We start from the raw sequence: 13,157 nt of genomic DNA, 5'->3' as shown, positions 1-13,157 counted from the left end.
ACCGGCCCCGGGTCCGCCGGGGTCAGAACATCCGCCTGCGTCCGGCCAGCGCGTCGATCCACTGGTGCAGGTAGTCCGCCCAGTCGCGGTCGATTCCCTCCTGGTGGGTGACGGCCACGTGGTGGTAGGTGTCGCTGCCCTCGGAGAAGAGCAGCCCGCGCTTCTTGTCCAGCTCCAGGACGACGTCCATGCCGTGCTGGTCGGCGACGAACGACAGCTCGAGGGCGTTGAGCCCCTCGTACCGGCGGGCGGCGAAGTACTCGATCTCCTGGTAGAAGGGCAGCGTCTGGCGCGTGCCCCGGATCCGGCCCTGCTCCAGGTCGGCGTGGCGGAAGGAGAAGCCCAGCCGGATCAGGGCGTCCAGGAAGGCGGCCTGGGACGGCAGCGGCTCGATCGCCACCGGGTCCAGATCCCCCGGGTCCACGGCCCCGGCCAGGTGCAGACGCGTGTTCACGCCCACGTTCATCGGGTGCAGGCGCTGGCCGCGGACGCTGGTGATCGGGGCCTCGTGGGGGACGGGGAGCTCGAACGGCACCCGGAAGTTCTGCCCGGGGGCGATCACCGCCTGGCCGCCCACCCGCACGCGCTGGAACTCCACGTTGCGGGTGTACTCGTGGTCCCCGGACTCGACCTCCACCCGGGACTCCAGGCCGACGGTGAGTTCGTCGATCTGCTGCTCGACGTCGCCCGCCTGGATGTGCACGGTGCCTCGGATGACGCCTCCGGGCTGGACGACGGGTGTGTCCAGTGTCGTTTCCACCGAGGCCCCGCCGACTCCGATACCGGCGAGAATCTTCTTGAAGACCATGGGAGAGCTTTCTGTAGTCCTCGGCCCTGGGGCGGCGGGACGAGGAACGAGGATCGACGACGGTGCACCCCTGGGTAGAGAGACGATCCGGCGGGCCACATGGTTCCACGCCCTTCGTCGCCTCTCACGCGTCCGCGGCGGTGAGCCCCCGCAACAGTGACCGCAGGCCGAACCGGAACCTGACCTCGCGTTCCGCCCCGTCGGGAGCGTCCTCGTCGTCGCGGTGGCGCACCTCGTGGATGACCGCGCCGACGCAGTACGAGTACAGGGCGTCGGCCGCGCGTTCCACGTCGTCCCCCGACAGGCCCGCCTCGGTGAAGGCGCCGTGTACCAGGGCGCGCGTGGCGGTGTCGGCCTCGGTGCGCGGGGCGCGGTGGACCAACAGGGACAGGGCGCCCGAGTACTCCAGCAGCCGGGCGCGGTAGACGCGGGCCCAGTCGGTCAGTCGGGCGTCCCAGGGGCCCGGATCCACGACCTCCACGCTGTCCGGGCCGCCCTCCTCCGTGTCCCGCCCCTCCTCCTCGGCCGCTTCCGCGCCGAGCGCCGTGCCGGTGGGGGAGGGGGAGGTCACGTAGGCGGCGATGGCGTTGAAGAGCTGCTCCTTGCCGAGGGGGAAGTGGTGGTAGACGGCCATCGCCTCGACCTCCAGGGCGTCGCCGAGGCGGCGCATGGACAGGCCGCCCAGGCCGCGTCCACTGATGATGTGCAGCGCCTCGACGATGATGCGCTCCCGGCTGAGTCCGGCGTAGTTCCTGCTCACTGTGGTCCTTTCGGGGATGTGCACCGACAGCGTGGCGGTACGGCGTGCGGGTGGCCACCTTCGACGCGCGGAACCGGTCGCGAGATGATCCACGTCACTCTAGAGTGAGCTTGACCGACTGGACGCGTGTACGGAGTGACACATGGCACTGACCGAGCAGACCAGGACGCAGGCGCGCGAGAGCCTCGCGCGTGACCGGGAGGAGGCCGAGCGGCTGCCCGAACTCCTGGCGGCGGTCGCCGGGGCCGAGGCGGCCCTGGCGGAGGCACACGACAGGCACGCCTCGGCGACGGAGCTGCGCCACCTCGGGCTGGTCCTGGACGGGGTGCTCACCGAGGCCATGCGCGCCGCCTACGCGCGTGAGCGGGTCCTGGTCGGTGTCCGGGGCTACCGTGATCGCATTCACCGCCGCAAGCGCCTGGCCCGACCCGAGGTCCGGGAGGCGACGCGCGTCGCCGAGCGCCTGCTCACCGCCCGGGAGGACCACCGTCTGCACGGGGTTCAGCGGATCCCCCGCCCGGTCGCCTGACCGCCGCCCCGCCGACCGGGCCCTGCTGGGGCCACCACGGGCTCACACGAGATACGGGGTGGGCACTTTAGGGGTGGCCAGAGCCGGGTACGCCTACGTGATCAGTTCGTGCTGTCCCGCGATCTCCAGGACCGGCCGGGAGAGCACCACCGAACCTCCGGTCCGGTTTCGTATGGTTTGGCCGACACCGGCCCATCGCCATGGGAACGGTACGTTGGATTGCGGCTGATCGAACACGGTCTCCTCGCGTACGCGGGGACAGGAGCCTGGTGGGGAGCGCAGAAGGAGATGGCGGAGTTCATCCGCATTGATCCGACGTCGAAGGTACCGCCCTATGAGCAGATCCGGACGATCGTCGCGATCGCGGCTGCCAACGGCGAACTGCCCGTGGGGTACCGGTTGCCCACGGTTCGGGCGTTGGCCGGGCAGCTGTCCGTGGCGGTGAACACGGTGGCGCGTGCCTACCGGGAGCTCGAACAGGCCGGGGTGGTCGAGACACGGGGCCGGTCGGGGACCTTCGTGGCCGCCTCGGGTGACGACCAGCGCGCGGAGGCCCTGGCGGCCGCCCGAGCCTACGCTGAGGTGATCTCGCGTGTGGGGCTCGACCACGGGGAAGCGCTCGAGATCGTGCGCGCCGCCCTGGAGGGCTGAGGTCCGGGCGGGCCCGCGTGGTGGTCGCCGGACCGCCGCGCGGGGTCGTTCACCCGGCTCCGGTGTTCGGGGGCGCTCAGCGGCTCATGCCCCTGACGACGACGATGTAGAAGATGATCAGCCCCGCCCACAGGAACGCCACGGCCTCGCCCGCGACCAGGGTGGCGGTCATGGCGGTCAGCGGGATGCTCAGCCCGAGGGTCACCAGGGCCAGCACGAAGCGCGCGGTGTTGCCCGACATTCCGCGCCGGGGGTGGTGCGCTTCGTCCAGCCGCTCGGCGACGTGGTGGCGCACCCGTTCGTCGATGGTGTCGTCGATCCGCTCCACCAGGGAGGCGGCCAGTGCTTCGTCGTACTCGGGGCCGAGTTCGCGGCTGGCGCGCAGGGCTGCGGAGATCTCGTCGTGGCGTCGCGGGGGAGTGTCCGTCATGGCGTCCATCGTCCCACTTCCGGAGCCCGGCCACCGCTGTCGACCAGTGAAGTCAGGGAGATATCCGGGTTCTCCCTGACCTGGGACGGCGGTCCGGACACGCGTCGGGGCCGCCCCCTGGCGAGGGAGCGGCCCCGAGGCCGCCGGTCGCGGAACGCGAACCGTCGTCAGCTGGCGAAGTCCAGCAGCTGCTGCGCGCGGCTGGGGTGGCGCAGCTTGGACAGCGACTGCTTCTCCAGCTGGCGGATGCGCTCGCGGGTCAGGCCCAGGTGCTTGCCGATCTCGTCCAGCGTGCGGGGACGGCCGTCCATGAGACCGAAGCGCAGGGACATGATCGTCGCCTCACGCGGCTCCAGGTCCGACAGCGCGTTGCGCAGCTGGTCGGCCATGAGCTGGCGGTCGACCACCTCGGAGGCCTCCGAGGCGTCCACGTCCTCGATCAGGTCGCCGATACGGGTCTCCCCGTCCTCGCCGATGGTCGAGTCCAGGCTGATCGGCTGGCGGGTGACCCGCAGCAGCTCCTCGATCTGGGCCGGGGTCTTGTCCAGCTCCAGTGCCAGCTCCTCCGGGGTGGGCTCGCGGCCCAGCGCCTGGTGCATGTCACGCTCCAGGCGGCTGACCTTGCTCAGCAGCTCCAGGACGTGCACGGGCAGGCGGATCGTGCGGGCTGAGTCGGCGAAGCCGCGCTGGATCGCCTGGCGGATCCACCACATGGCGTAGGTGGAGAACTTGAAGCCCTTGGTGTAGTCGAACTTCTCCACGGCGCGGATCAGGCCGAGGTTGCCCTCCTGGACCACGTCCAGCAGTGACATCCCCCGGTCGCTGTACTTCTTGGCGACCGAGACCACCAGGCGCAGGTTGGCCTCCAGCATGTGGGACTTGGCCTGGCGGCCGTCCTCGGCCACCCATTCCAGTTCCTCCAGCTCGGCCTCGGCCATGTCCACCGAGCCGTCCACCTCGCCGTGCAGGCCGAGGCGGTACTCGGCGTAGAGACCGGCCTCCACCCGCTTGGCCAGGTCGACCTCCTGCTCAGCCGTGAGCAGTTGGCGTCGGCCGATGGCCTTGAGGTAGGTGTGGACCGAGTCGCCCATGGCGGGTGACTGGTCGTCGAGGTCGGCCTCACCGGTCTCCGGATCGGTGGTGGCCTGGGTGGTCTCGGTCTTCTTGGCGCGTCGCGTGGAACGGGACTTCCTCCGGGTGGAGGGGCCCTTGCGGGACGCGACCTTGCCGGATGCGGCCTTGGGTGCCTCGTCGGTGTCGGGCACCGTCGCGATGAGAGTGTCTTCCAGCACGTCGTCCTCGGCGTCAGGATCGGCCACCGGCGCGGAGTCGTCGCCCCCGTTGGCGAGACGGACTCCGTTCTCGGTGAGTTCACGCAGGATGGAGCGGCCGTCGGGAGCGGTGATCCCGGCCGCGGAGAAAGCGGTACGCAGTTCGGAGAGGGACAGGTGTCCCTGAGAGCGCCCGCGGGTGAGCAGGTCGGACAGGGCCGCCCGGGCGGCGGCCTCCTGGTTCGGAGCGGTCTCTGCGGGGACTTCGGCGAAGGAGACCGAAGCGGCAGAGGCAGTGCTCGTCATCTGGGCACCTCCCTCCCTTCCGTGACGGGTGGCACGTGGCGGAGGGTTCCCGCCGACTGGACGCGCCAATATGTCCAACGTGTCGGCGAGTCAAATGTTCCCTGTCTCGATTGGATATCGGACGGAGTGGCATGGATCACTGTGTGATCAGTGGCCATGGCCGGCCGGGAGCGGGTAAGGGAGCTCGCTTCCGGCGTGATACGACAGGGCCCCCATGGGCCGGCGGGCACAGGGGAGGGCGCAGGGTCGGGAACGAGTGGACCGATGGCTCTCGCCAACTGCGGACCTCCTTGGGAAAGAGGGGCCGTGGGACCGGATACACAGGTAGACGTCGGGGGACTTCCGGAAGTTCCCCGCCCTTTGCGGACACCGCGCACGAGGGGTGCGGGCGGGTCCGTCGGCGGTGGGGCGTCCGTGTACCCAGGTCACCTGGCGCGGGTGTCGGCGGCGTCGACCGTCGTACCCGCTGAGGTCAGGGTCCCATGTGTTCGGAGTGCACCGGTAACGCCGGTTCGGCGTAGGGGCTGCCCGGAGGTCGGCTCCGGGTGGGTGAACGACCATGGTCGCGACCCGGGGCGGGGGCGTGGTTGTCGGTGCCGTTCCGGCGAAAGTGTGTTTTCCGGGTTTTTCTCAATTAATCGCCAAGGCGGATGAAAACACCATCGTGTTCGGTGGTGCTTCCGTATGTCGATCCTCGATGTCGCCCACGAGCGTCGGTCGGGTGTCAAAACGAACGGCTTTTTCAGTCCGAATCCTGCCCGCCCCTGGAAGGGGTTCCGTGTGGTTCTGGTTGGCGTGGTTCGGGGTTCCGGTGGCGGCGGCTGGAAGGAACGTCCTTTTTGTGGAATTTTGTGAATCGGTGGTGGTCGGGCGGGTTCGTGTCCCCCGGATCCCCGGCCGCCAGGGGCGATGGTGGTCGCTGCGGTCGCGGACGTCGGCGAACGGCGGGAGTGGGGCGAATGGGGTGGTCGTGTGGGGTCGCGAAAGATACTGTGAAATCGTTCTCGTTTGGGATATTGCGGACTGTCGGAGTGGCCGTCGAATTGAACGCGATGCCAACCGTCGCTACGCTGAATCCCGGATGCGGGTCGGTCGATTTCCCTAGAATTCGACAGATCGCGCCCAATCCATTGCGAACCGGTCATGCGTCGGTGTCGCAAGGAACGAGTGGAATCTCCGTACACCGCGTCGACGCCGCCGCGTTGTGCCCTGATCCGGAATCCGCGCGGCCCGGGCCGCGCACGAGGGAGAGCGAACGTATGACCCAGACGCGGACGGAAACGGCGCCGACGAACCGACCGGGGTCCGAACGGCACGGTGACCGGCCGGTCCGGGGCGAGGCACCCGACCTGGCCTCCCTCGAACTTCCACGTCGGTCCGACGGCATGGAGTGGTGGTGGTTCAACGCGCACCTGGAGGGCGACGACGGCGAGTTCGGGTTGGTGTTCTACTTCGTCCGGCACCGGACCCTGACCCCCGACGGCACGACCCTCGACGCGCACACCGTCGTCTGGTTCCGCAGCGACCCCGCCGAGACCACCCACACCGGTGAGTCGTGGATGAACGAGAGCTGCGCGGAACTCGTCAAGTCCCTGGCGGGCAACGACCGGAGCATCGACCCGCGTGTGCGGCGCGCCCTCACCGAAGCCTTGGAGCAGGGGCGCGGCTTCCTGCCCGACCGCCGCCTGCCCGGTCGTGTGCGCATCGAACCGAGTCGGCTCGACCTCGACTACGGGATCGCGCGTCTGCGCAGGGACGGCGACGACTACCTGGTCGACGCCGACGGGGCCGAGTCGGGCTTCTCACTGCGTCTCACGCCCCTCAAACCGGTCACCGATCAGCTCTTCCGGCACTCGGCCACCTGGCCCGGACGCGGCGCCATGCGCACCTACTTCGTCCCCCGGCTCGCCGTGGCGGGCTCGGTCCGCGATGGCGGACGCACGGAGTCGGTCACAGGAGACGCCTGGTACGAGCGTGCGACAGGATCCCCCAGGTACCGTTTCGACGCCCCGCCGCCCACCGACGATCCGACGTGGACGTGGGCGGGGCTGCGGCTGGAGAACGGCTGGGAGGTGGCCGTCTACCGTCTCGGCCGAACCGAGCTGTCCAGTGGGCGAAGCCACGAGGACGAGCCGACCGCCGTGGCGGTCGCCCCCGACGGCCGCCGGACCGAGGCGTCGGCTCGACTCTCCGCGACCCGGTCGTGGACGTCGCTGCCGACCCTGAACACCTACGACACCGCCTGGGAGGTGGAGGTCCCCGAACTGGAGTTGCGCCTGGAGGTGCGGACCTGGTTCCCCCACCAGGAGGTCCGCTCGCTGTTCCTCTTCCCGGGCATGCTGGAGGCGCACGTCTCGGTGGAGGGGACCATGGCCGGTCGGCCCGTCCGCGGACACGGGGTGTGCGAGGTGCTGCCCTCCAACCGGATCGGGGACTTCGAGCGGTACGTCACCCGGGTCCGCGACGTGACCCTGCGCGAGATCGAGCGGCTCTACCCCTCGCGTCCCGACGGATCGCTGCCCGGCGTCGCCGGATCCGAGGACCGCCCCGAGCGGCTGGACGCCCTCGTGGCCGAGGACCTGCACCACCACCTCGTGGAGCCGCTGCGCCACGCCACCGACGGCCTGGGCAAGTGCTGGCGCTCCTACGTCGCCGTCGCGGCCATCGAGCTGTGCGGGGGAGACAGCGAGCGGTACCGGCCCCTCCTGGCCGCCACCGAGCTGATGCACACCGGCTGTCTGGTCGTCGACGACGTCCAGGACGAGTCACCGCTCCGCCGGGGGCGGCCCTCCGCCCACACCGTCTTCGGCGTCCCCACCGCGGTCAACGCGGGAACCGCGGCCTACTTCGTCTTCGACCGGGTGCTGCGCGAGATCCTGCCCGACGACGACCGGCTGCGGCTGCGCGCCTACCAGATCTATCTGCGGGTGCTGCGCGCCGGGCACGCGGGGCAGGCGCTCGACATCGCCGGCCACACCGCCGCGATGGACGCGGCGGTGGCCACCGGGGACGCGTCCCGGCTCCTGCGCCGCCTGCGGACCGCGCACCGGCTCAAGACCGCCGCTCCGGTCCGCGGTGTGGCCGAGATGGGCGCCCTCATCGCGGGTGCGGACCAGGAGCTGATCACGGCCGTGGGCGACTACTTCGAGGACGTCGGGCTGGCCTACCAGATCAGTGACGACGTCATGGACCTGCGTGGCGTCACCGCACATGGGGCCTCGGGCGGACGCGTGCGCACCAAGCACACCGCTGAGGACCTGCACGCGGGCAAGGTCACCATGCCCCTGGCGCACGCCGTGGGCCGCCTCCCGGACCCGCGGGTGCGCGAGATCTGGCACGCCGTCAGGGGCGGTGACGCCGACCGCGCGACCGTCGCCTCCACCGTGGCGGAGCTGGAGGCCCACGGCGCCGTCGAGGCCTGCGTCGACGAGGCGCGCGGGCTGGTCGACACCGCGTGGAAACCTCTCCAGGACCTCGTCGCACCCAGTTGGCACTCGGTCCGGATACGCGCGCTCGGGCACTACTGCGCCCAGCGCGAGGCCGAGTGACCACCCGTTCCCGCACGACCAGCCCCGACCCCCAGGAGGTTCCCGACGTGCCCGGCTCCACACCCACTCTCGCGGTCACGGACGTCCACAAGTCCTACGGCCGCCACCACGTGCTCCGAGGAGTGCGCATGCAACTCCCGCCCGGCTGCCTGGCGGGCGTGGTCGGGGAGAACGGTTCCGGCAAGACCACGCTGCTGCGCATCCTCTCCGGCCACCTCTCACCCGACCACGGTGCCGTCGACCACCCCGGAGGGCTGGGCTACTGCCCCCAGCACACGGTGCTCAACCCGGCCTTCACCGTCGCCCAGCACCTGCGCTTCTTCCAGGTCGCCCACGACCTGCCCACGTTGGACCGGGCCCGCGAACTGATGGAGGTCCTCAACTTCACCGAGTACCTCCACCACCGGGTGTCCACGCTCAGCGGCGGCACCCGACAGAAACTCAACCTCACCCTCGCCCTCATGCACGACCCTCCGCTGCTCCTGTTGGACGAGCCCTACCAGGGCTTCGACTGGGACACCTACGAGCGCTTCTGGGCGCTGGCCGCCGAGCTGAGCGCCCGGGGCCGGTCCGTCCTGGTCGTCTCGCACATCGCGTTCGACACCGGCCGCTTCGACGTCCTGTGGCGCCTGAAGGGCGGTGTCCTGGTCGAGGACGACCGCGGCGGGCTCGCGAGCGTTCCCGGCGCCGCCGCAGTGGCGGGAGGGTGACCGTGCGACGCGCTTGGATCCGCTACTCCACGGCCGCCCGCTACGCGCTCCTGGAGCATCTGCGCAACCGGCTGGCGCTGGTCCTCGTGGTGTTCTTCATCCCGACCTGGATCACCCTCGTCTACCTGGTGATCGACGGCGCCGACGTGCCCTTCCTGCTGCGCGCCACCGGGGAGACGGTGGTCGTGCACGGCAACCACGTCAGCAAGATCTCCGGCGCCGTCAACGCCGTCACACTGATCGTCGGGTTCATGATGTTCATCGTGACCTTCAGGTCCGCCGAGTTCGACGCGCGTCTGGCGATGGCCGGATACCCGCGCACCTACCTGCTCGCGGCCAAGCTCACCGCGCTGCTGGTCGCGGCCGCGCTGGTGTGCGCGTACGCGGTGGCGGTGATCCGCCTCTACTGGGCGCCGGAGCAGCCGGTGATGCTGTGGCTGTCGCTGCTCGGCGCCGCGCTGGCCTTCGGCGGGATCGGCGTGATGCTGGCGTCGCTGCTCCGCGGTGAGCTGGAGGGGATGTTCTGCATCATCATGCTGTCGATCATCGACATGGGGCTGCAGAACCCGGTGTCCAACCCGGCCTCCGACAGCGACATCGTCACCCTCCTGCCCACCTACGGCACCATGCAGACCGGCGTGGCCGCCGGTTTCCAGGACTCGGTGCCGGTGTCCCACCTGTTCCTGGGACCGTTGTGGTTCGTGTGCGCCGTCCTCGTGGCCGCGACCGCGTTCCGGCTGCGCACCCGCGACCGCAGGCGCTCCCCGCTCCGCCGGTCCCCGTTCTCCCGGGCGCCGGGTGCGGGCGTGCGCGGTGTGGTGTAGGGGGCGGGCGTTCGCGCACCCGCGACCGCGCGACAGATCGCCGTATCGGGTGGGGATCTGTCGCGCCCGCTTCGCCGAGGTGCTCTAGCGGGGGGCCCGGACCGCCGTCACGGCGCCGCGGAGCACCCCGGGGGCCAGGCGGCGGTGGACGGCGGACAGCGGGGTCCACACGAGGCGGTCGAGGGGGCGACCGTAACGCCTGCAGGTCACCAGCGACACCCGCCCGTCGGCCACCCGTACGACGAGGTTGTCGGACGTGGACCGGGAGGCGGTCGCCAACCGGATCCAGTCGTCCCCGCGTCCGGTGATCCGCCATCCCGCCACGGTGTCCGGGGAGGGCCCCCGGCTGAGCCGCAGGCCGAGCAGACCCTGCCAGATCAGCCGCGCCAGGGGGTCGGGGACGTCGCCGAACATCGCCCGGGCCCACTGCTCGGGTGTCGCGTCCACGTCGGTGGAGAGGGTGAACATGTCGATGTAGTCCACCCTGGACAGCGAGCTGAGGGCGAGGACGGAGGCGGGAACCGCACCCGTGCCCACGGCGCCGTCGACGGTTTGCGGGGTGCCGCCCGCCGGGCGCGGGCGGTCGCGGTCGCGCCAGGCGGCCTCCCACTGCCGGGTCAACGCCGGGTAGACGATCAGGTGGCGAAACGGAGCGATGGCGGCCATGTACACCCTGCCGAACAGGCCGTTGGGTTTGACGAGGGCGGCCATGCGCAGCTCGTACTCGCCCCGATCGGTCGGCACCCACCCCAGGTGCATGACGGTGTGGACGGTCGTGTTCGCCAGTTCGCTGGCGCACTCGTCGCCGAGTTCGTAGACCGGTGTGAACGGGTCTTTGCCGGAGCCCGGGGTGTTCGGGGCTCGTCGAAGGTCGGCGGGCAGGCGGTCGCGCAGCGAGCGGACACGGGCCCCGACCCCGCTCGTCGGCCGGTCCCAACCGAACAGGGCTCCGAGCTTCCAGCGCAGGGCGAACAGGAACCGGACCGGTGCGGACTGCCGCTCGGGCCCACCCGCCTCCCGCAGCGCGGCGAGCATCGCGGGGAAGTCGTCCGGTCCGGCTCCGGGGGTGCGAAACGCCCACACGTCCTCCAGCCGGAAGTCGCGGGTGAGTTCGTGGATCCGCCACGGCCGAGCGGTGTGGGCGGTGTGGGGGAGTCTCATGGCTGCTGCCGCCTTTCCTGCCTCCGGGAAGGGCGGGGACCTGGTGCGGCTCGGATCCGCGCCGACCGCCCCCGCCGCGTATACGCTTGCGTATAGAACGAGACTAGACCTTGTATACGGTCGCGTATATGAACTGGAACAGTGAGGTGGCGCACATCGTGGGTACTGTCCGCACACCGCGTGAGAGGTGGATCGAGGAAGGGCTGCGAGCTCTGGCCGACGGCGGTCCGGACGCCGTCCGCGTCGAGGCGCTGGCCAAGCGGATCGGCGTCACCAAAGGCGGTTTCTACGGGCACTTCGCGGACCGCGACGCATTGTTGGAGGCGATGCTGGACGCCTGGGAGCGCGAAAGCGTCGACGAGGTGCTCGACCGGGTCGAGCGCGAGGGCGGCGACCCCAGGGACAAGGCCCAGCTCGCGGGCATGCTCACCTTCTCCGACGACCGCCTGCTGCCCATCGACCTGGCGGTCCGTGACTGGTCCCGGCGCGACGAGGCCGTCGCCGAACGGCTGCGGCGGGTGGACAACCAGCGGATGGCGCTGCTGCGCGAGACGATCGGCACCTTCTGCCCCGACCCCGACGAGGTCGAGGCCCGCGGCCTGCTCGCCTTCTGCCTGGCGATCGGCGCGCACTTCCTCGCCGCCGACCACGGCGGCCGGACCCGGCTCCAGGTCCTGTCCCGCGCCGGAGACCTGGTCCTGGACCGCCCCCATGGCACGGCGGCGCGCGGGAAGGGGGGAGGGGAACCGAACGGCTGACGCGTCCGCCCGACATCCGTCCGGACGCGGTGGTCCCACCCCGGTCCGGGAGCGATCCGAGACCCGGCCGCGGTCGGCGGCCGGACCGGGCGGGCCCCGTCCTCAGGCGCCGGGCGCGGGTGTGCGCAGCGCGACCAGGTCGGGCTTGCCCGAGGCCAGCAACGGCAGCGCGTCGCGCACCTCCAGCTCACGGGGCGCCGCGTAGGAGGGCAGGCGTTCGCGCACCCACGACCGCAGCTCCTCCAGCGTCGGCGGGTCGGCCGGGTCGGCGGGGACCACGACCGCGCACACGCGCTGGCCCCACTCGGGGTCGGGCCTGCCCACGACCACCGACTCGGCCACCGCGGGATGCGCCAGGAGCAGGTCGTTGACCTGGGCGGGAACCACCTTGTGCCCGCCGGTGTTGACCACCTCGTCCGCCCTGCCCAACACACGCAGGCGGCCACGCTCGTCGACCCGCCCCAGGTCGTTGGTGCGCAGCCACCGACGCCCATCCGGGCCGGTGACCAGGGTGCCGGGGTCGGGCGCGACACCGGGAGCGAGTCGGTAGCCCGTCAACAGCATCGGACCCGACAGCAGGATCCGGCCGGGCGCGCCCGGCCCGTCGCCGTCCACGCGCACCCGGGCTCCGTCCAGCGCGAGCCCGTCGTAGACGCAGCCGCCGCAGGTCTCGGTCATGCCGTAGGTGGTGACCACCCGGCCTCCGGAGTCGCGGGCCGCCGCCAGGAGGGTGGGCTCGGCGGCCGCGCCGCCCAGCAGGATCGTGCCGAACGCCGACAGGTCCACCCCGGCCGACAGCAGGCGGCGCAGCTGGGTCGGGACCAGGGACACGTGCGGGCGCAGGCGGGCCGCCAGGTCGGCGACGGTGTCGACGTCGAACGGCGCGTGCACCGCCTCGGTGCCGGTGGCCATGGCCCGCAGGATCACCTGGAGGCCGGAGACGTGGCCGGCGGGCAGGACGCACAGCCACGCGTCACCGGGCGCCGCTCCGACGCGCTCGACGGATGCCCGGGACGAGGCGCGCAGCGCGGAGCCGGACAGCTCCACGCCCTTGGGGCGGCCGGTCGACCCGGAGGTGGTGATGACCAGGGCCGTGTCGGGGGCGACCGGTGGACCGCCGTCGAGGCCGATGAGACCGTCCGGTGTCAGCAGGGACGAGGGACGCATCGCGGACAGGAGTTCGGCCGCGCGGGTGTCGGGGGTCCCGTCGGGGATGGGCAGCAGGGCGGGCCCGTCCCCCTCCAGGGCACGGGCCACCAGGTCTCCCAGGCGGCCCGGGTCCAGGCCTCGGACGGCACGCAGCGGCCGGCCGTCCTCGAAGGCCGTCGTCGATTCCGGGAATACTTCTGCTGTCTCCTGTGCCACGCGGGACAGACTACGCCTGAGTAGCCTGTCGGTGAC

Annotated in this window: 12 protein-coding genes; 6 read left to right on the top strand and 6 right to left on the bottom strand. The window is 71.3% G+C overall.

The features are described from left to right. Positions 1–22: 22 nt before the first annotated feature. Both KIK06_RS09560 and KIK06_RS09555 read right to left on the bottom strand, forming a co-directional pair. Positions 23–808: a sporulation protein gene (locus KIK06_RS09560; RefSeq protein ID WP_017601381.1), complete on the bottom strand. Its 786-nt coding sequence runs from the start codon at positions 806–808 to the stop codon at positions 23–25. A 124-nt stretch (positions 809–932) separates the two neighbouring features. Further along, the gene (locus KIK06_RS09555) at positions 933–1,568 is read right to left on the bottom strand and encodes a TetR/AcrR family transcriptional regulator (RefSeq protein ID WP_017601380.1); all 636 of its coding nucleotides are present in this window, start codon (positions 1,566–1,568) and stop codon (positions 933–935) included. Positions 1,569–1,710: 142 nt separating this feature from the next. Here KIK06_RS09555 and KIK06_RS09550 point away from each other — a divergent pair, with 142 nt between their 5' ends. Next, positions 1,711–2,097 carry a hypothetical protein gene (locus KIK06_RS09550; RefSeq protein WP_017601379.1) on the top strand — a complete coding sequence of 129 codons (387 nt, stop codon included), beginning with the start codon at positions 1,711–1,713 and terminating at the stop codon, positions 2,095–2,097. Between the two features lie 288 nt (positions 2,098–2,385). Beyond that, positions 2,386–2,748, top strand: a complete 363-nt coding sequence (locus KIK06_RS09545; RefSeq protein ID WP_268642856.1) for a GntR family transcriptional regulator — start codon at positions 2,386–2,388, stop codon at positions 2,746–2,748. Between the two features lie 76 nt (positions 2,749–2,824). Here KIK06_RS09545 and KIK06_RS09540 read toward each other — a convergent pair whose 3' ends face one another. Further along, positions 2,825–3,187 (bottom strand): hypothetical protein, encoded by a 363-nt coding sequence (locus tag KIK06_RS09540; RefSeq protein WP_017601377.1) that lies wholly within the window; start codon positions 3,185–3,187, stop codon positions 2,825–2,827. A gap of 158 nt (positions 3,188–3,345) precedes the next feature. Further along, positions 3,346–4,755, bottom strand: a complete 1,410-nt coding sequence (locus tag KIK06_RS09535) for an RNA polymerase sigma factor (protein WP_017601376.1) — start codon at positions 4,753–4,755, stop codon at positions 3,346–3,348. 1,259 nt (positions 4,756–6,014) lie between these two features. On the opposite strand from KIK06_RS09535, the gene KIK06_RS09530 reads away from it, so the two are divergent. From KIK06_RS09530 to KIK06_RS09520, 3 genes are read left to right on the top strand one after another with little or no spacing between them, the layout of a single operon-like run. Continuing rightward, complete coding sequence (locus tag KIK06_RS09530) at positions 6,015–8,303, top strand: polyprenyl synthetase family protein (RefSeq protein WP_268642855.1); 2,289 nt, start codon at positions 6,015–6,017, stop codon at positions 8,301–8,303. Next, positions 8,300–9,013 (top strand): ATP-binding cassette domain-containing protein, encoded by a 714-nt coding sequence (locus tag KIK06_RS09525; RefSeq protein WP_442789756.1) that lies wholly within the window; start codon positions 8,300–8,302, stop codon positions 9,011–9,013. The genes KIK06_RS09530 and KIK06_RS09525 overlap by 4 nt, the downstream gene beginning before the upstream one ends. A 2-nt stretch (positions 9,014–9,015) precedes the next feature. Beyond that, a complete protein-coding gene (locus tag KIK06_RS09520) occupies positions 9,016–9,837 on the top strand; it encodes an ABC transporter permease (RefSeq protein ID WP_268642854.1) in 822 nt (273 codons plus the stop codon). 84 nt (positions 9,838–9,921) lie between these two features. Here KIK06_RS09520 and KIK06_RS09515 read toward each other — a convergent pair whose 3' ends face one another. Continuing rightward, positions 9,922–10,998, bottom strand: coding sequence for a DUF2867 domain-containing protein (locus KIK06_RS09515; RefSeq protein WP_268642853.1), 1,077 nt, complete (start codon positions 10,996–10,998; stop codon positions 9,922–9,924). Between the two features lie 128 nt (positions 10,999–11,126). Between KIK06_RS09515 and KIK06_RS09510 the strand changes: the two genes are divergently transcribed. Next, positions 11,127–11,756, top strand: coding sequence for a TetR/AcrR family transcriptional regulator (locus tag KIK06_RS09510; RefSeq protein WP_017601370.1), 630 nt, complete (start codon positions 11,127–11,129; stop codon positions 11,754–11,756). A gap of 102 nt (positions 11,757–11,858) precedes the next feature. Here the strand turns inward: KIK06_RS09510 and KIK06_RS09505 are convergent, their stop codons facing one another. Further along, positions 11,859–13,058: an AMP-binding protein gene (locus KIK06_RS09505; RefSeq protein ID WP_268645922.1), complete on the bottom strand. Its 1,200-nt coding sequence runs from the start codon at positions 13,056–13,058 to the stop codon at positions 11,859–11,861. Between the last annotated feature and the right edge of the window lie 99 nt (positions 13,059–13,157).

Origin of the sequence: Nocardiopsis sp. EMB25 (assembly GCF_026797795.1) — a bacterium.
Lineage (GTDB): Bacteria > Actinomycetota > Actinomycetes > Streptosporangiales > Streptosporangiaceae > Nocardiopsis > Nocardiopsis lucentensis.
Note: the sequence above shows the minus strand (reverse complement) of the source record. Positions and strands in the feature narration are given on the sequence as shown.